12 protein-coding genes are annotated in these 18221 nt (G+C 62.8%); 6 read left to right on the forward strand and 6 right to left on the reverse strand.

Annotation, left to right across the window (positions count from 1 at the left end):
• Nucleotides 1-37: 37 nt before the first annotated feature.
• The gene (locus ACOGI5_RS08595; RefSeq protein ID WP_419865461.1) at nucleotides 38-1180 is read left to right on the forward strand and encodes a carboxylate-amine ligase; all 1143 of its coding nucleotides are present in this window, start codon (nucleotides 38-40) and stop codon (nucleotides 1178-1180) included.
• On the opposite strand, the gene ACOGI5_RS08600 is transcribed toward ACOGI5_RS08595, so the two are convergent.
• Together ACOGI5_RS08600 and ACOGI5_RS08605 are read right to left on the reverse strand one after the other, a co-directional pair.
• Nucleotides 1177-2175 (reverse strand): hypothetical protein, encoded by a 999-nt coding sequence (locus tag ACOGI5_RS08600; protein ID WP_419864009.1) that lies wholly within the window; start codon nucleotides 2173-2175, stop codon nucleotides 1177-1179. The genes ACOGI5_RS08595 and ACOGI5_RS08600 overlap by 4 nt on opposite strands.
• A 110-nt stretch (nucleotides 2176-2285) precedes the next feature.
• Nucleotides 2286-3494: a Fic family protein gene (locus ACOGI5_RS08605; protein ID WP_419864010.1), complete on the reverse strand. Its 1209-nt coding sequence runs from the start codon at nucleotides 3492-3494 to the stop codon at nucleotides 2286-2288.
• Nucleotides 3495-3878: 384 nt separating this feature from the next.
• Here ACOGI5_RS08605 and ACOGI5_RS08610 point away from each other — a divergent pair, with 384 nt between their 5' ends.
• Both ACOGI5_RS08610 and ACOGI5_RS08615 read left to right on the forward strand, forming a co-directional pair.
• Nucleotides 3879-4082 carry a hypothetical protein gene (locus ACOGI5_RS08610; RefSeq protein ID WP_419864011.1) on the forward strand — a complete coding sequence of 68 codons (204 nt, stop codon included), beginning with the start codon at nucleotides 3879-3881 and terminating at the stop codon, nucleotides 4080-4082.
• Nucleotides 4079-4468 (forward strand): type II toxin-antitoxin system death-on-curing family toxin, encoded by a 390-nt coding sequence (locus ACOGI5_RS08615; protein ID WP_419864012.1) that lies wholly within the window; start codon nucleotides 4079-4081, stop codon nucleotides 4466-4468. The genes ACOGI5_RS08610 and ACOGI5_RS08615 overlap by 4 nt, the downstream gene beginning before the upstream one ends.
• Here the strand turns inward: ACOGI5_RS08615 and ACOGI5_RS08620 are convergent.
• The gene (locus ACOGI5_RS08620) at nucleotides 4442-4711 is read right to left on the reverse strand and encodes a helix-turn-helix transcriptional regulator (RefSeq protein ID WP_419864013.1); all 270 of its coding nucleotides are present in this window, start codon (nucleotides 4709-4711) and stop codon (nucleotides 4442-4444) included. The two genes, ACOGI5_RS08615 and ACOGI5_RS08620, sit on opposite strands and share 27 nt — an antisense overlap.
• Before the next feature lie 142 nt (nucleotides 4712-4853).
• On the opposite strand from ACOGI5_RS08620, the gene ACOGI5_RS08625 reads away from it, so the two are divergent.
• The gene (locus tag ACOGI5_RS08625; RefSeq protein WP_419864014.1) at nucleotides 4854-7733 is read left to right on the forward strand and encodes a DEAD/DEAH box helicase family protein; all 2880 of its coding nucleotides are present in this window, start codon (nucleotides 4854-4856) and stop codon (nucleotides 7731-7733) included.
• Entirely contained in the window at nucleotides 7730-9160 is a 1431-nt protein-coding gene (locus ACOGI5_RS08630) for a restriction endonuclease subunit S (RefSeq protein WP_419864015.1), read from the forward strand. Before ACOGI5_RS08625 ends, ACOGI5_RS08630 begins: the two co-directional genes overlap by 4 nt.
• A 24-nt stretch (nucleotides 9161-9184) precedes the next feature.
• Here ACOGI5_RS08630 and ACOGI5_RS08635 read toward each other — a convergent pair whose 3' ends face one another.
• On the reverse strand, nucleotides 9185-10573 hold the full coding sequence (locus ACOGI5_RS08635; RefSeq protein ID WP_419864016.1) for a hypothetical protein: 1389 nt from the start codon (nucleotides 10571-10573) through the stop codon (nucleotides 9185-9187).
• A 593-nt stretch (nucleotides 10574-11166) separates the two neighbouring features.
• Here ACOGI5_RS08635 and ACOGI5_RS08640 point away from each other — a divergent pair.
• Nucleotides 11167-14757 (forward strand): hypothetical protein, encoded by a 3591-nt coding sequence (locus ACOGI5_RS08640; RefSeq protein ID WP_419864017.1) that lies wholly within the window; start codon nucleotides 11167-11169, stop codon nucleotides 14755-14757.
• Between the two features lie 63 nt (nucleotides 14758-14820).
• On the opposite strand, the gene ACOGI5_RS08645 is transcribed toward ACOGI5_RS08640, so the two are convergent.
• Nucleotides 14821-16155 carry a DNA cytosine methyltransferase gene (locus ACOGI5_RS08645; RefSeq protein ID WP_419864018.1) on the reverse strand — a complete coding sequence of 445 codons (1335 nt, stop codon included), beginning with the start codon at nucleotides 16153-16155 and terminating at the stop codon, nucleotides 14821-14823.
• Nucleotide 16156: 1 nt separating this feature from the next.
• The gene (locus ACOGI5_RS08650) at nucleotides 16157-18199 is read right to left on the reverse strand and encodes an ATP-binding protein (RefSeq protein ID WP_419864019.1); all 2043 of its coding nucleotides are present in this window, start codon (nucleotides 18197-18199) and stop codon (nucleotides 16157-16159) included.
• Nucleotides 18200-18221: the final 22 nt, after the last annotated feature.

The following is an 18221-nucleotide window of genomic DNA, read 5'->3' on the forward strand; positions in this document are numbered from 1 at the left end:
GGCAGAAGGCACGGGTTTGGCACACTCGCGGTCCATGATCGACGAACCGAGCTGGACGATTGGGATCGAGGAGGAGTATCTCCTCGTCGACCGTGACAGCGGCGCATTGGTCCAGGCCCAGCCGCCCGGGCTGATCGAGCGGGTCGCCGAGCTGCGCCACGGGCTCGTGAGCCCTGAGCTCTTCAGCGCGCAGATCGAGATCGGCACCGGCATCTGCCGCGACATGAAGCATCTGCGCGCCGATGTCGGCCTGCTGCGGCTCGCGGTCACCGAGGCCGCCGCGGAACATGGGCTTGCGCCGATCGCCGCGTCCACCCATCCGTTCGCCAGACCGGAGGAGCTCCAGATCACCGACAAGGAGCGTTACCGGGATCTGGCCGAAGATCTTCAGGAAATCCAGCGCCAGCTCGTCATCTCGGGGCTGCATGTTCATGTGGGCATCGAGGATCCCGAGCTTCGGATCGATCTGATGAACCAGGTGACGTACTTCTTGCCGCATCTGCTGGCGGCGTCCACCTCCTCGCCGTTCTGGCAGGGCCGAGACACCGGGCTGGCCAGCTACCGGTCGGCGGTGTACAAGACGCTGCCGCGCACGGGCCTGCCCCCGAAGTTCGACTCCTGGGCGGAGTTCCGTCGCCATGTGGATGTGCTGGTGAACGCTGGGATCATCGAGGACTCATCGAAGGTCTGGTGGGACATCCGGCCCTCGGAGCGCTACCCGACCCTGGAGATGCGGGTCACGGACCTGCCGACCCGCATGGAAGACACGATCGCCATCGCGGCTGCGTACGTCTGCCTGCTGCGGATGCTGTGGCGGCTGCGTGACGGGAACCAGCGATGGCGCAGCTACGCGAACTTCCTGATCGGCGAGAACCTGTGGCGGGCGGAGCGCTACGGCATCGGCGGCTCGCTGATCGACTTCGGCAAGGGCACGCTGGTGCCTTACGAGCACTTGGTCGACGAGCTCATCGAGCTGGTGATGCCTGATGCCGAGGCGCTCGGCTGCGTGGATGAGATCCGCCATCTCCGTGCGATCTGCGAGCACGGCACCTCCGCGAACCGCCAGCTGGCCGTCTATCAGGCGGCGCTCGATGGCGGCGCCGATCACGACGAGGCCCTCGCCGAAGTTGTGCAGCACCTCATCGGCGACACGCTGGCGCCGCCTGCCGACGACGACTAGTTGCAGGCGCCGTCCGTGCTGATACCGCGATGGCTGTAGCACAGCGGCGTTGCCAGGACGGTGCGCAGCGTGTACGGCCCCAAGGCGGTGGTGAAGTCGCCGCTGTCGGCATCCTCCAAGGCTCTGGTGTCTGCTGCCATCTGGGCAACGATCAGCAACCGGTAGCCACGCACCGAGTCATCCGGCTGCCCGACGACATCGACAACGATCTCCAGGAGATCTCCGGACGGGTCGGGCGCCGAAGTGGTCCTGATGCGCGACCGAGGCTCAGCTGAGGCGATGGTCGCTACGACCCGGTCGACGAGCTGAGCGAATGTGTCGGCACTCGTGTCGCCGTCGATGTCGGCAGTGACCAGCGCGGTGATGTCGAGGACGGTCTCCGGTGACAGCGGCGCCAGGTAGTTCGAACTGGCCCAGCCGACGATGGGGCCGGCTTGGATCTCGTGCCACGTGCTCGTGGCGAGATCGCGGGTGCGGCCGGTCGCGGTCACTCCCGCAACGCCGATCCTCGCGAACGCCGCTTCGGCATCGGCGTCGCGGACCAGCAGCGCGCTCTCGGCGGGTGATTGCGGCGACAGCTGCAGCGTCAGCGTTGCGACGATCTCGCCGCTGGGCACGTCGCGCACGTTGAGCCAGTCGTCGTGAGCGACGCCGATGACGCCGAGTTGTGTGCCAGCCGCCGGTCCGAACGTTGCTGGCGTGCCCGGCAGTGCGGCCTCAGGTGTGGTCGTGGCGGCCGGCGTGGCCGGAGCCACGGTGGTAGCGGTGATGACCGTTGGCGAGGGTGTCTCAGGATCCGTCGCCGCGCCGGCGGCCGTTGTCGGCGGCGGCGACACCGCCGCTTCGCTGTCGGCGCTGGCCGTGGTCGTCGCAGCCGCGACGTCTGTTGTCGTCCGTGCTGGCTGCACGTCGGTGGTGCTCAACGCCACGAACAGCGACAGCACAGAGATCACCAAGGCGGCAAAGGCCACTCCGGCAAGGAATCGATTGGTCATGAACCCGGCAGGGCCGCAAGTGCGTTCACTGAGGTTCCGGTATATCGCAGTACTGGCCGAATCTGGCGGCAGCAAGTAGGAGCGGTCGGTCCTGCCCCTTGGTGCCAGTCCTACGTAGCCGCAATCGTGTCGACGATGGATTGGGTGATTCGTTGGGCGACTTCACTTGGCTTCAGCGCTAAGACGTCGCCGTTCGGCAAACGAGCAATCCAGCTGTCCACATCTGGCAATCGCAACGTAAGTTCGGCAACGCCTGGTGATCGTCGGTCGTCTTGGAACCATGTTCGATTGCCTGTTGGATCAGGCACTGACCAGAAGATGGATGGGCCGACATTGATGCCGCGAGCATTCTGGATCGCGTAGCTGCGAAATCCGGTCCATGCCAGGAAGCGCTGGCTTTGCAAGCCGGGCACCGAGGCGTCGATGCGGAAGAGCCACGAGTTGCCCTCTGAGTTTGCTTGGGAGAGGGCCGCATAGTCATCTGCTGAGAGTTCTGCTTCGTACCACCGGGTCGCGACATTGCCAACATTGCCGACGGCGGCTTCAAGCGCGTCGTCAACCAATGAGAACAAGAGCCTGACCGCGTCGTTCCAGATAGCGACTTGGCGTTCCTGTGCCTTGCGCAGTTGGGCTTGCGCTGCGTCGTAACCCTGATGAGTAGTCGCTGCTCGTTCGAGATCGCGTAGAGCGTCGGTAGCTCTGCTCAGAATCAGCTCGGCAATGAGTTCGAGACTGCCTCCGGTGTCGGATTCAGCCAAGGCGTCGTAGTAGCGCTGGCGGTCCTTCTTGCGGCGGATGATGACGCTGGGAAAGCCGCCTCGGACGAGTTCGAGGTTCATCACTGCTCGCGCCGTGCGCCCGTTGCCATCCGTGAACGGATGAATGTGAGTGAGCCATGTGTGCAGAACGATGGCCCGCAAGAGCGCTGAGGAGCCAGCGTTGGCCGCAGACCAACGCTCCCAGTCCTCCATTCCCGACATCACGCCTTCCCATGACTCAGGTGGTTCGTGTGGTGAGCCTGTGATTATCACCGGCGTCGTGCGAAAGAGGCCGGCTCCGCGATTCTCGCCCAGCACCAGTGCGTGAAGTTCCTTGACCTGTACCAGATCGGTTGGCGAAGAGTCTTGCGCGAGTTCCTCAAGGCGATCCAACGCCCGTGAGAGATTGACGGCATCGGTGGTGTAGGCCGGGTCATGACCAGTGATGGTGATTCCTCGCTCCACCGCCATCTTCGTCTCACCCACGGTGAGCGTGCTGCCTTCGATGGCGTTCGATTCCGCGATCTGCTCGAATCGCTTGTCGCCGAAGTAGGCCCTCAACGTCTGCTCTGTCAGCTGCCCTTGCGACCGTAGGAGTCCCACGCGGTCGTGCAGTCTTGATGCCTCATCGAGAACCCACGCGCCCCGGGTTTCTAAGCTGTAAGGGCTGCCCACAAGACTGATCATGCCCGGCATTGTGCCAGCTTCCAGTCGAAGCCCACCGTATGTCACAGTGCGTTGGAACGGCAGTGCAGAGGCCGGCTAGGCCGCGCATTTGATGTACTGCAAGTGCGATGGGCTGGCGCCGCACGATCTCTCGTAGAGAGCCGGCGTCTCATTCAAGACCCAGAGTCCTGAGGTCGGGCTCGGCAGGATAAGTGAGGGCAGAGTGCGACTCGTCGACTTCAGGTGATGTCCCGGTATCTGATTGATACCATACGGGAAATGGCGATGACGCTGCGGTTGACTGACGACGAGCAAGAGGCGCTGCGTCAGCGAGCCGCGCTCGACGGCACTTCGATGCAAGAGGCAGCTCGGCGCGCCGTGCGCGAGTACGTGGCCAAGGCGACTCATCGCGACCGAGTGGCGGCGGCAGCCGATCTCATCACGGATCGTCACGCCGAAGCGCTCCGGCGACTCGGCGAGTGAACGAGAGCGTCGAATGCCTCTCGGCTGAGGATCTGGTCGAGCTGGCCAGCTCGCTGCTCGGCGATCCTCCGCCGATCCGGGACACGGGGCTGCTTGGGGCGGCAGCGGCTCGGCCCCAAGCGTCAGCGTTCGGCGAGGACGCGTACCACGACATCTGGACGAAGGCCGCCGCGCTGCTGCACTCAGTCGTGAACAACCATCCGCTCGTCGACGGCAACAAGCTACTCGGCTGGCTCGCGACCGCCGTGTTCCTGGAGCTCAACGACGCCAGCGTCAGTACCGCCGCGAACGACGCGGTCTACAACCTCGTCATGACCGTCGCCTCGACCGACCTCACCGTCGCCGACATCGGCACCGCACTACGCGCCATGGGTGCTCGTGTGTGATCTGTAAGCCGCTTCGAGATTGAGCCACAACTCTGTCGATGTGCCGAGCGCTGCGGAGACGGACTCGGCCAAGTCATGAGTGATCTCAATCTGAGCATCGAGGATGTCCGAGACGATGTGCGCAGGCTGGCCCATCAGCTTCGCAAGTTGCGGAATGGTCCAACCACGCGCAGCAAGTTCGTCTGCGAGGTGTTCGCCGGGCGGAAACACCTCTGCGGCTACGAGCTTCGAAGACAAGTTCACGCACCTCCACCGTTAGCGATGGCCCAATCGACCGTCTGTGATTCGATCGGCAAGCGGCAGTGAGCCACCGCAGTCTCGGAAACGGCGCTAGTGCCCATGAGCAGCCGTGCGCCACTTCCACCATCCGCTTCAAGATCGTACGATGGCCGCTGGTGTGCGGGGTCGCGGTCGTGAGTTCGGGGACGATGTGAGCGCGTACGTATCGCCCGAGCAGTTGGCCCGCCAGGACATCGACGAGCAGCTGAGGGCCTGCGGTTGGGTAGTGCAGGACTACAAGACCGCAGCGGTGCTCGCGGCCCAGGGTGTTGCCGTTCGCGAAGTCCCTACCGCGGCGGGTCCAGCCGACTACGTGCTCTATGTCGATGGCCAGGCGGTCGGCGTCATCGAGGCGAAGAAGGTCGGCAGCACGCTGACCGGCGTCGAGTACCAAACCCGCAAGTACCAGGGCGCCTATCCCGATGAACTGCCGGCGTTCGAGATCGATGGGGCCCTGCCCTTCGGCTACGAATCGACCGGCGCTGAAACTCGGTTCACAAGCGCGCTGGATCCTGTGTCAGCCAGCCGTCGGGCGTACACCTTCCATCGACCCGAGACGCTCGCCCGCTGGCACGAGGATTTCATCGAGGGCCGCGGCGCCGGCCTGCGCGCCGGTATCCCGCTCTTGCCGGAGCTCGATGCCGATTCCGACTCGACGGGCCTGTGGCCGGCACAAGTCGAGGCCATCCGCAACCTTGAGCACTCATTCCGGGAGAACCGTCCTCGGGCTCTCATCCAGATGGCTACCGGGTCAGGCAAGACGATCACTGCTGCCAATGCCTGCTATCGCCTGGTGCACCACGCAGGCGCCCAGCGCATTCTGTTCCTCGTTGATCGGGCCAACCTCGGTCGTCAGGCATTGCAGGAGTTCCAGAAGTTCAGGATCCCCGGCGACGGCCGCAAGTTCACTGAGCTCTACAACGTCCGGCATCTCACGTCGTCGCAACTGGACATGGCTCAGGAGGCCGCGGCCAAGGTGCACATCTGCACCATCCAGCGTCTGTACTCGATCCTGCGAGGTGACGAAGGCGGTGGCGACGACGCTGACCTCGACGAGCAAGGTGGCTTCGAAGTCGAGCCACCTGACTTAGTCGAGGTCGCCTACAACCCCGCCGTACCCATCGAGTCCTACGACTTGATCATCATCGACGAATGTCACCGCTCGATCTATGGCGTCTGGCGGCAGGTGCTTGAGTACTTCGACGCCTTTCTGGTGGGGCTGACTGCGACGCCTGGAGTCCAGACTGTCGGTTTCTTCGAGCAGAACCTGGTGATGCGCTACACGCACGAGCACGCCGTGGCAGACAAGGTCAACGCCCAATTCGATGTGTTCCGCATCCGCACGGAGATCACTGAGTCTGGAGGCACGGTTCCTGCGCAGTTCGTCACCAAGTTCCGAGACCGCGAGACGCGTGAGATCAGCTTGAAGAAGGTCGACACCGACATCGACTACGACGCCGCTCAACTCGACAAGCGCGTGGTGGCGCTTGATCAGATACGCACAGTTGTGAGGACACTGCGGGACTCGCTGCCGGTCATGTTCAAGGACCGCGATCGCCGAGCGAACGGCCTGCTGCAGAACATCCCCAAGACGCTGATCTTCGCCAAGGACGACAGCCACGCCGACGACATCATCCAGATCGTTCGGGAAGAGTTCGGCCTCGACAATGAAGGCGCAGTCAAGATCACCTACAAGTCGGGAGAGGGCGGCAACAAACCCGAGGAGTTGCTGCGCCGATTCCGCAACCAATTCAAGACGCGGATCGCCGTCACGGTGGACATGATCGCCACCGGCACAGATGTGAAGCCCATCGAGTGTGTGGTCTTCATGCGTCTAGTGCGCAGCCGCAACTTCTTCGAGCAGATGAAGGGGCGTGGCGTGCGGGTAATGGACAGGGACCTCCTGGTTGGGGTCACGCCAGATGCCAAGACCGACAAGGACCGATTCGTGATCGTGGATGCCGTGGGTGTCACCGAGCTCGATCTGCACGACACTGTGCCGCTCGAACGCAAGCGCGGGATGAGCTTCGATCGGCTGCTGAACCTGATCGGTGTTGGCTCGGTTGATCCGGATGTCGTGTCTTCTGCAGCGTCACGTCTTGCCCGTCTCGACCGCCGCATGACAGAGCAAGACCGGGCCGAGGTCGAAGAAACCGCCAGCATCCCGCTGGCCGATCTTGTGCGTCAAATGATCGACGCGCTCGACCCCGACCGTCAGCACGCAGTGGCGGCAGAGGACGCGGCGACCGACGAGCCGACGACTGAGCAGGTCGCTGCGGCTGGCACAAAGCTGATTCAGGAGGCCGTGCTGCCGCTCGCCAGCAATCCCGCGCTGCGCCAGAAGCTGATCGATGTCAGGCGCAGCTATGAGCAGGTGATCGACACCGCGTCGAAGGACCGAGTGATCTCGGGCGAATTCTCGCTCGAGGCACGCGATCACGCGATGTCGCAGATCGAATCGTGGCAGGAGTTCATCGACGACAACAAGGACGAGATCACGGCGCTGGAGGTCCTGTACAGCCAGCCCTACGGCAGCGGCCTGACGTTCGCCCAGATCAAGGAGCTTGCCAACGCCATCGAGAAGCCGCCGTACCGCTGGACTCCGGAGTCGTTGTGGAAGGCCTACGAGACGCTCGACAAGTCCAAGGTGCGCGGCTCCGGGCACCGCGTCAGCACCGATTTGGTGAGCCTCGTGAGGTACGCCCTCGGCGAAGCGGACGAGCTGGTCTCTTTCCCTGAGCTAGTGAATGACCGATTCGAGGCGTGGTTGCTACAGCAGGCCAACGCAGGCCGAACATTCGCGCGCGACCAGGCGCAATTCCTGAAGCTGATCAAGGATCGCATCGCCGCCACCCTCGGCATCGAGTCCACTGAGTTGACGGCACCACCATTCAGCACCCAGGGCGGCCTCGGCAAAGCCAAGCAGCTCTTCGGTGACGAACTCGATGCCCTACTTGACGAACTCACTCACGCCCTCGCCGCATGACCACAGGGATTCCGTCTCGGTGGTCGTCATCAACGGTCGGAGAAGTAGCCACGCTCGTTCGCGGAGTCACGTTCAAGAAGCATGAAACCTCAAGGCAACCCGACATCGGCCTCGTGCCGATACTTCGGGCGGGCAATGTGCAAGACGGTCGAATCCGAGTCGACAAGGACCTGATCTACGTCCCTGCCGAGCGGGTCGCCCCTGAGCAGTATCTGCGTTCGGGCGACACACTCATCGCGACATCGAGTGGGAGCCTCTCCGTCGTAGGAAAGTCGGCCTTAGTCACGAGCGATTGGACCGGTGCACACGGCGCGTTCATGGCCATCCTGCGTCCTCATCCCGACATTCAACCGGCGTACCTTTCGTACTGGCTGCAGAGCGATTACGTCAGAAGGCTGTGGCGTGGCGCGGCGGCTGGGACGAACATCAACAATCTCAAGAAGAACGATCTCCTGTCAACCAGCGTCCCCGTCCTTCCGCTCGCGGAACAGGATCGAATCGTTGCTGCTATCGAAGAGCACTTCTCCCACCTCGACGCTGCTGCCAATGCCGCTCGCGCAGCCGGAGTGAAGGCTGCGGCATCGCGGCAGTCGATTCTCGTGGCAGCACTCTCGGGCAGGCTCTCTACGCAGAACAAGGAGGAGGAGCCTGCGACAATGCTGCTGGACCGCATCACGGGCTCGAGTTCACATCCCGAGGGTTCGCTCTCAACTGAGGAGCGTGTATCCACCTCGCGGTGGGAGCTTCCCCCTGGCTGGGCTTGGGCGCAGCTCCAGGATCTCACTGCTCCAGAGCCACGTGCGATCACTGACGGGCCATTTGGATCGAATCTTAAGACAGCGCATTACACGACGACAGGACCGAGAGTCATCCGCCTACAGAACATCGGCGATGGTGAGTTCAAGCGTGAAGATGCCCATGTATCGCCCGAGCACTTCCAGTCGCTCGCCGCGCATTCTGTTCAGCCCGGTGACTTGATCGTCGCGTCTCTTGGAGAGCAGCTTCCTCGGGCGTGCTTGGTGCCTCCATGGGTACCTCCGGCCATCGTGAAGGCTGACTGCATTCGTGTTCGCCTCCATCCCGAAGTGAACCGGTCCTATGTCAACCTCGCGCTACAAGACCCGCGCCTCAGGCGGGAGACGGCCGCTGACATCAAGGGAGTGGGACGGCCGCGACTCGGATTGCGAGGAATACGGCAGCTCACTGTGCCGCTGGCTCCGAGGGCCGAGCAGGATCGCATCGTGGATGCGATCGAGGAGCAGTTTGTTCGTCTTGATGCCGTCGGCAGTGCGGTCTGGGCAGTCATGTCGAAGATCGAAGTCATGCGCCGTGCCGTGCTGGCTAGGGCCTTCACTGGTCGGCTCGTCTCTCAGCAACCTGAAGGCGAATCAGCCGTTCCGCAGCCGAACCTCGTCAGGCTGAGCTGACTGGCCAGTTTGGCCAGTTGTTGGCTAAACCTGCCCACTCCACATCTTGAGTGAGCCGAGGTCTCGTTGGAAGCGTGGGTTCGAGCAGATCATGGTCTCGGCAGTGGTTTCGTTGACTCCGAGCACGCGGAGCAAGTGGAACCGCTGTATCCATTGCAGCGATTTGGCCCCGCCGAGGCATCGAAGCCCGAAATCAGCACCCGGGCGTGACTTCCCGTGCGCAACCTGTATTCGAAGGCTGTTGATGTCGTCGAATGCCTTCCATGCGCCTCGAATGTGTTTCCCGACATCGCCAGATTGGTTTGCAGCATCGTTGATCTTGGCCTGAACGCCCTTGCTGCGGTCGTCGATGCCAGGGTTCTCGAGCACGAACTGGGCCTCGACGGAACGGACGCCGTTGAGCAGAGCGCCATCGGCGCCCCGACTTAAGAGACGGTCTTGAGATTCAAGGTGCGAGACCATGGCGACGTAGGCGTCGCCGAGCCCGACCTCGGATACGTATCTTGCGAATACCTGCATCGGGTCGACGCTGCGTCTGGACAGGGAGCCCCAGGTAGTTAGAAACTCGTGGGGTCTGGTGCCGGCTTGGCTGGCGCCGACAATGGGCGCGGCATCGCGCGGCAGCCGACGCAAAGTCAGAGCTACGGCAAGAGGCGTCTCGTCGGAGTTAGGCAGCCGACACTCGACTCCGGTGATGACCGAGGGCGTCATCGTCATGAATCGAACGAAGCCTTCGATGTAGTTCGCCCAGTCCTTTGCCACGGCCTGCAGCGTGAGAGAACCCACTAGCTTCCATGACACGACCTCGTCGACTCTGAAGATCGGATCCTGAGCGTCCCATGTGCGATGACGGGATGGGCTAGGACGTCGCACCAGCGAAACGCTGATGTCACCGATGCCTGTCGTGCCTAGCGTTTCTTCCCGAAGATCAACCGTTGCTGATGCGCCGAAGTCAACGGAGACCACGGAATCTGACTGCCCGTGCAGCGCCCACGCGCGGAGGTCGCTCGTACGCAACCAGCTGCGTGTGCACTGATCTTCAGGAGTTACCCACGCATCGCCGTCCGCGAGCCAGTCAACAGCCCAATCCTCATGCCCTCCGGCGACGCCCACCATCCTCTCGGTCTCACTCGTGCGGATACAGTCGATCAAACTGACGCATTTCCCATCGCGGCCGGATCCCCAGATGTGAATATGTGCAGCGGGCTCTTCGTCGGGTCTGAGATCCTTGACCGGACTCCGCGGCTTGCGGATGAATCCAACGGCCGCGCATACATGTCGGAAAAGTCGTTGCAGCCAGTTCTCGCCCTTTTTCGATGGCGTCCTGACAAAGCCAATTGTCTCTAGGGCAAACTCGCCGTGCTCAAGCTCATGCAGCGTTCCTGGAACGCGGTCTGCCGATTGGGGCGGCACAGAGTCGTCCCTATCCGTGAACGAATCTGCAATCCACCATTCTCCGAGCAAGAGGACTCCTTCACCGGCGAACGAGGGCGTGGCGAGGTTAACGACGGCTGCGGGTTCGGCAACGGCTCGCGAGTGTCGAAAAAGCCGATGCAACCCGGAGCTGCAACGGAGATACTTCGTACGTGTCAGGGAAGGGGCGAAGAAGACGAGCGCCTGCGAAGCGGTCTGGGCCTCGGCGACTGGAAAGAAGCGGGCCAGGCCAAACCGTCACGGCCGTGCTGTCCGACTCTGCTGACGATCAAGACGCCACTGAATGGGCGAGCACGCGCCAGGGAGCCACGGCTGGCCGCGGCTTCCACTTTCAAGATGTTGTGAGCGCGCTGCTAGCGGCACGAATCGCGTCGGGTGCAATCACCGACACTTCACTCGTGCCCGAGGGTCGCGAAGATGTGTGGCTCGATGGGCTGGCTCCGCAGCTCGTGCAGGTCAAGTCCCGGAGACCGGACCTCGGGGAATTCCCAGTTGGGCTGGCGGCAAAGCATGTCGTTGGCGCCTGGAATAGTCAGACGGAGCGTCTCCGTAGTGGCTCGAGACTCGTGGTCGTGTTCGAGACCGGTGTTCAGGTCGGAGACGAGCTGGACGACATGGATCGTTCGCTCGACATGACCCTGGACGCTGACTCCGAATTCCTGAACGCAATACGGACCAGGGCATCGGGTTCGGGATTGACCGCCACAGACATTGATTCATTCCTGCAATCCACCTTCGTGGTTGGACTCACCCTTGGGGAAATCACCGCGGAGGCGCTTACGCGCCTGAGTGAGTGCGTGGACCTGCCAGTTGCGGCGCTCGGGATGGTGATGTGTCGACTTCGCAATCTGGTAGCCGACGCTGCAGACCACAACGCCACCCCCGACTTCGCCCAACGTCGGACCCTCGAGCGGTCGGAACTCCTTGCCGAGATTCAGAGCGCTGCGCAACTCATCGATGTTGGAGCGCTCGAAGCTGCGTTGGCGAGCGGCAGCTGTGAGGCATTCGCCTACGACGTATCGGCACCTGCCGACAACAGGTTCTTCGAGGGAGTGTCCGTTCAGCCGTTCCACGTCGCAGCGGGTCTGGTGACTCCACGCCCAGACGCCGTGGACGAGGTGGCCGCCGGTCTCGACTCCTACTCGGTTGTAGTGATCCACGGCCCGTCCGGCGTCGGAAAGAGCGCCGTTCTGTGGACACTGCCCATGGAGCTGCCACATGTGCTCTGGTTCCGCGTGCGGCGACTCGCCGTGTCGGACGTGCCCGACCTCGTCACACTCGCTCGCGCATACGGAGCGTCAGCGGCATCACCGGTGGGATTCTTGGTCGATGCGGCCGGGACTGAGAGCTTCGACGGATGGTCTCAACTGCGTGCGCAGACGGCCGCGATGTCAGGAGTCCTGATGGTTGCTACGGCTCGCAACGAAGATCTCATCACCATCCCGGCGCTAGCCGACTGCGCGCAAGTGGACGTGAGACTCAACGAAACGACGGCCGCGGCGATATTTGAGGGACTGTTGCATCGAGGAACAACTGAGTTCAGCGATTGGCGTGATGCCTACGAGCAAAGCGACGGTCTGACGTTGGAATTCACCCACATGCTGACCCGAGGAGAGCGCCTTGCGGCGGTCATTGGCGACCAAGTCGATCGACGGCTCCAAGAGCGTCGGGGCGACGAGCTAGTCGTGCTGCGATTGGTATCCGTGGCTGATCGCTGGTCGATTGCTCTTGCGCTGCCCGAGCTCGTCGAGACGTCTGACCTGTCGGAGGCCGACCTGAGTGCAGCACTGGCGCGGCTCAAGGAAGAACACCTCGTCATTGAGCGGGACGGCGTCATCAACGGCATGCACCAACTGCGGTCAGCAGCGATTTGTGAGGCCACGCACGCCTATCCGCCTCCGGAATTGCGGCAGACGGTAGAGCGTGTGCTTCCATCCGTGCCGACCGCGCAGCTTCACGGCTTCGTTTCCAACTTGCTGCGGGACGAGCCCGAGCTGATCCAAGTCTTGATTGAGGCGGCCCAGCGTGAGGAGCTGTCGGCCGATCGCATGGCTGCCTTCCTCCACGGGGTGCGACTCGCTGACTATCGCGCTCGTGCCGCTGAGTGGAGGGAGTTGGTCGAGCAGCGAGGCGTACTTCCTTCGACATGGATGGTCCTCTTCTCGTTCACGACTGCCGGGTTGAGACTGCCGGATTTCTTTCCGGTCCAACTGCGTTCAGCACAGCGAGCGATGGAAGCGGTGCCGGGGCCCAAGCGACGCAACGCACTCATCTCGGCCGTGGGCGTCGATCGGATTGCGCAACTCGTCGTCTCCACTCAGGACCTGCGGTCGGCCGCCGGCCTGTTGGCTGTCTGCGGTGAGACTGTCGAGTCCGTAGATGAAGCACTGGGCCTTTCCCTTGACGTATCGAGTCCCATCGTCGACGCACTCCGGACGTCATCGATTGAGGCTCTCTCAGCGTTCCTGACGACAGCCCACGAGGCCGCATCGGGCTTCGCTGTCAAGGTGATCGAATTGCTCGGCGGCCGGGAGGCGATGCTGCAGCAGATGCGCGCATCGGATCCATGGACGGTCGCGCTTCAGCTTGACGAAACCCCCGAGGCGACAATTGCTGAGGGCCGTTTCCTCCACATCTCTGATGCCGAGCAGGATGACCCTGACGATGCCGCTCATGCGATTGCACGTCGTCTGTGGAGCCTGGTGCCTGGCATCGATGCCGTCAACGTTCATGCGGTCCTGCCAGGGGGAGGACCCCTGCGCATCGGTGGCCATGAGCGCGGTGTCAGCCAACTTGTGCGTGAAGCCGTCTTGAGCGAACATGCGACCGCGTGGAACCGGGCGCGTGTTCAAGTGATCCGGACCTTGCTCGGGGTCAGCGACTCGCATCGCCTACGGGCGCTGCTGCCGCTGCTGGAAGAGGCCAACCGTCTTGTGCATCAGGTCGGCGTCCGGCTCGTCAAGCACTTGCCGGGTCTGCCTGACCTGTCGGATCTTCGTCCCAGAATCGCAGCGCTGCACTCTGCGGGTACGCAGATCAAGCCTCCGATACGAGGCGCAGGTGTCCCAGAGCCGGGAATTCTCGACCGACCAGCAGCGCTGGAGAACGACAATCCAGTAGCGCTGATCACCGATCTAACCGGCAACATCGTTCCGCGGATTACGCAGCCGGGTCAGTACCGCGGCCTCGTCGTCTATATCCGAGAGTCGGTGGTCGATAGGCATCTTGAGGGTTCCAAGAACGAGCCTTGGCCCTTGGTGGGCATCGACAGATACCCCGACTGCCTTGACGAGATGCGCGAATCCCTGCTTGGCATTGCGGCAGTCCTTGAAGTACTCGCTCTCAGCGAATCGGAACCGACAGCGATTCGTAGTTCCGCACTGTCGGGAAACCAGGACGAAACACTGCGGCGAGCCGCTGAATGGTGCCGTCGACAGCATGCAAAGGAGGCCAAGCGGCGCCGTTCCGAGATCCAGACGGTATGCCAAGCAACTGGGCTCGACGTGACCGTCCTTCCGAACTGGCATGAGGATGGTCCCCTGCGCGAATTTGCGATCACCGTGGAGCTGCCGTCATTGCTGCAGTGGCCTGAGGCGGCGGAAATGCTCGTGGGGGTACTCGATGGCAATGAGCCTTCCGATGAGACGTACTTATTGGTGCCGACGCGGTCTCGTCACCCGGCTACGGGCTTTGCCATACGCATGATCACGGAATGCTGGCCGTCACCGGACGTTGGCGCATGGGCCAGCGAACTCGGTGAGCCCCATTCGAGCCACCTCTTCGACGCGTTCACTTCAGCACACATCGCTCTCCAGACGATCTCCGGTGTCGGGTATCTCCCGGAGCAACAGCGAGGTCACGAGGTCGTTCGCATGACAGTCGACGGTGCGGTTGATCGCTTCAATTCGGCACGGAGCGAGATCGCTGGGTACGCCCCCAGTCCGGTGCCTGATGCGCTGCTGGAGGCGCTTGACAATCTAGTCGGCCAAGTGGAGGCCGAACAGAATGGCACGGCAGTTGGCCCGAGTCTTGCCGAGCGGCTCACAGATGGACTCGTCATCGGCGGCGTCTCTCAGGAGTTGGCGGACTTGCAGATCGCCCGACTCTTCGCCCACGAGTGGGATATCGATCCGCAGGCAGCCGACGAGCTACTTCGGAGCTGACCGATCGGGATGCTGGACGGATCTGAACGGTTCTCGGCGACTGCCGAAGATGATGGTGTGCAGTCAGGCGTTAGCCGGAAGGCCGCGTTGCATGCGCTCGATGGCCTTCGCCACACGGCGATCATTCGTGGATGTGAGCCCTTTGGTGCGTCCGTCCAATAGCTCCGCGAGGACGCGTCCGTGCATCTCGGTGAAGCGAGGCGGTACAGCTTCGCCGATCATCGCCCGCACAGCCGTTGGGCCCCATTCGTCCAGCGAGGTTCCCCAGTTGAAGTCATCGGGAATCGTCTGGAGATAGGCACACTCCAAGGGGCTCAGAAGTCGGTTCTCGAACGGATGAATCGTGTTGTCTGAGCCGACATGTCCGCTCGCCGTTGTGATGGTCGGCGCTGGCGCCTCGGGTCGCATGCGGGAGTAGCTCGATCGCCGAAAGCCACGCACCAACCGGTAGCTGCCGTCAGCTTCCTGCACCACGGGTCGCAGGAGAGGTTCATTGCAAGCCGGGCACACGGCGTCGTCAGCATCCACCTGAACGTCGCACTTGGCCTCGCAGTGCGCGGTGTCCCAAGCGCGCCCACCGGAGTTAGGCGGGATTGCTGCCACCATGCGGTATCGGTGGTCCAAACCCCAGATCGGCACTGAGTGCATCGGGGTCGACGAATCGTGCGCTGCCTCGGCACTCGCTGCATCGAGTTCTGCAGCGTCGAGTTGCTCTAGGGCCTCCTTGAGCGATGTCCAGTTGCCGTCCTCAGCAGAGGCGGTCGGCATCGGGTAGGGGACACACTCGGCCAGCGCCAGTGTCTCGACTGCCGCTTCATCACGTCGGATGAACGTCATGAAGGCCCGCACCCGTCGTTGCGGTACGCCGTAGTCGGCCAGGTCGGTCAAGAACGGGTAGCACTCGTAGTGCGGGTCGAGTAAGTCCTGCAGCAGTACAGCAGCGGAGATCGGTTCGTCGTTTCGAGGATCGAGCACCAAGCGCGAGAAGAAGGCGGCGACGTTCTCCACGACGATAAGTCGTGGTCGAAGCCCGTTGGCCACTTGGGCGATCACCTCGACGAGCAAGTTACGGCCGTCACGACTGCCTGCAGCGGCATCTTCCTCGCGTCCACGGCCTCCTCGAGCCGTGCTCATACCCTGGCAAGGTGGGCACGCCGAGAGCAGTGCGGGCGGTTCTGCCCCTGCTTCGTTGCGGAATGATGCGACCGCCTCGCGCCAGGTGAATCGAAGATCGCCCGGCACCCCGCTTGCGTCCGCGTGGTTGGCCAGCGCCACCGTGAGGCGGCGTTGCTCGATCTCCGCCATGACCTCGAAGGAGAAGCCTGCCTTCGCGTAACCGAGATCTCCGGCGCCGCAGTTGGAGAAGAGGCTCACTGCGCTCAGCTTCTCGGACCTCACCTCATGCACCTTCACCGTCGGGTGGCCCAGGTTCGCCGACAGCTTGCAGCGAAGCTTCGCGCGCCGCGAGGAAGTCGGCATTGGACCGTCTCGTCTTCGCCAACAAGTCGTTCCACGTCGAGTGAACCACAGTGCCTTCGTCGATATAGCGACGGAGCAAGTCGGCCTGCATGTTGTCGGCAAGGTCAATCCGGTCGACGATCAAGTGAAACACGCAGCCGCGGGCCCAGTGGCCGGTCAGGGCTGCCTCCTGCTCCTGCATGGAAGCGAAGACCGTGATGTAGTGGTAGAAGCGGGTGAAGTCTTCCTTCTTGAGTCCTGCATGAGGGCGCTTGATCTCGATGCAGTGGAGCTGGCCCGAGGTCTCCATCATGATGAAGTCGGGGCGTCGACGGAAGTCCTCCGCAGGCAGCTTCAATGCGCTCGGCCAGCGTTCTTGAATCAGCGCTGCGTAGCGGTCGGCGAAGGTTCGCAGCGTCTGATTCTCGGAAATGACTTCCCACTCCGGATTGATCAGCCATGGCGCGCTGCGCAGGATCGCCTGCAGCCTCGACTCGTCCACCGGTTCTGAGCGATCACGCTCAAGGGCGGCTTCGAGACTCGAGATGGCTTCGATCCGACCTCGTGCTACCTGCGCGTACGAGGCGAGCGCCGCGACCTCCGTGCGTCGGAACAGCGCTACAAGGCGATCGAGTGCGTCAGAATTGCCGCTCGCCAGCTGCGCGAGGTCGGCGAAGCTCTCGACGAGTAGGTGATGCGGAGCGACCGACAGCACGAATTGGACGAGACGCTCCAGGTAGTCCGAGTCGTTGAGCTTCTCCTCGGAGACGGACCTGCCAAGCATCGTGGTGAGTTCGACGGCTGACTCGACGAGCTCGTCGTCGTTGAAGGTGCTTCGCGCCCTCGACTCGACTCGTGACCTCTCGACGACGCGCGTCGCCATCGACTGCTCGTGCACGGGAATGGCCGACTTCGCGACTTCCTTCACCAACTGTTGGCCGTACAGCTTGAGGGCTTCGCCCTCTTCAGAATTCCAGAGAATGTCTTGCCGGTCCGTCCGGATGAGGTCGTCGTGGTCGTCGACATCGAGCCATTCGGCCACCACCTCACCGACGAGGTACGAGCGGACCACGAATTCGCCGCTGTAACCGGAACTCTGTTCGAAGTCCCGGGTCGTGGCGACGATCTTGTTCCTCGCGTAGATGCGGACGCCGGCGTCTTCATCGTTCTTGTAGGCACTCTTGGCTTTCGCGACCCACCCGGTGACCGGCAATTCCCTGTCTCCGCACGGCACGGGGCGATCATCCAGGCGGATTCGGGTCTGCTCGTCAACCTCGATCTCGAATGGTGGCAAGGGCTGCGCCCCGAAGAGCGGCTCCCTGAGGTTCAGGACTGAGATCGCAAAGTCGGTCGTGCCCCGAAATACGCGCGCAAGCTGGCGGAGGAACACGTCTGCCGGGGGGACCCGCTTCGGGAGGAACTGCCGCAGCGTTACTTTGGTGCCGCTCGCTTCTCGCCATGTGCGGTCGTGTTCGCCGGAGGTCAGCGGGGCGGCACCGGGCTCGTCCTTGATGATCTCGCCATAGTCCATGACGAAGTGGCTCACTTGATACTTGCCGTCGACGGGTTCTCCGCCCGCCGAGAGGATCTCGATCTGACGGCAGATACCGAATGGTGCGAGCTTGCCGATTCCCTTGCGGCCCATCACCGGCCTCTTGAATCGCGGCGACTTCGGTCCGTTAGCCGAACGCGTCCGGCGGTCGCTGCCGACATCGAGGAACAAGAGTTGCGCTTCAGTGGGGTCCATTCCGTGGCCGTTGTCTTCGACCACGATGTCCCACGGCTGACCGTCCCCGTCCGGGTTGTCGAGTTGAGTGCCCATGGGCAGGCTCACGGTCACCTGAGTCGCATCTGCGTCGTAGCTGTTGGCGATCAATTCAGCAACGACAGCCGAGGCTCGGTCGTAGAGCCTGACACCGAGCTTGTCGATCGTCAGTCGGGAGATGTTGAGCTTGTAGCCCTCGTCGCCCCCATCTGCGCTCATCGGTCGCGCTCGCAGACGTAGG

It is taken from the genome of Candidatus Poriferisodalis sp., assembly GCF_965208925.1.
Lineage (GTDB): Bacteria > Actinomycetota > Acidimicrobiia > Acidimicrobiales > Poriferisodalaceae > Poriferisodalis.

Bases quoted from the DNA above. Each gene is read 5' to 3' on its own strand.
- ACOGI5_RS08600 (WP_419864009.1), bottom strand. From the start codon at position 2,175: ATGACCAATCGATTCCTTGCCGGAGTGGCCTTTGCCGCCTTGGTGATC.
- ACOGI5_RS08610 (WP_419864011.1), top strand. From the start codon at position 3,879: ATGGCGATGACGCTGCGGTTGACTGACGACGAGCAAGAGGCGCTGCGT.
- ACOGI5_RS08625 (WP_419864014.1), top strand. From the start codon at position 4,854: ATGGCCGCTGGTGTGCGGGGTCGCGGTCGTGAGTTCGGGGACGATGTG.
- ACOGI5_RS08630 (WP_419864015.1), top strand. From the start codon at position 7,730: ATGACCACAGGGATTCCGTCTCGGTGGTCGTCATCAACGGTCGGAGAA.
- ACOGI5_RS08650 (WP_419864019.1), bottom strand. From the start codon at position 18,199: ATGAGCGCAGATGGGGGCGACGAGGGCTACAAGCTCAACATCTCCCGA.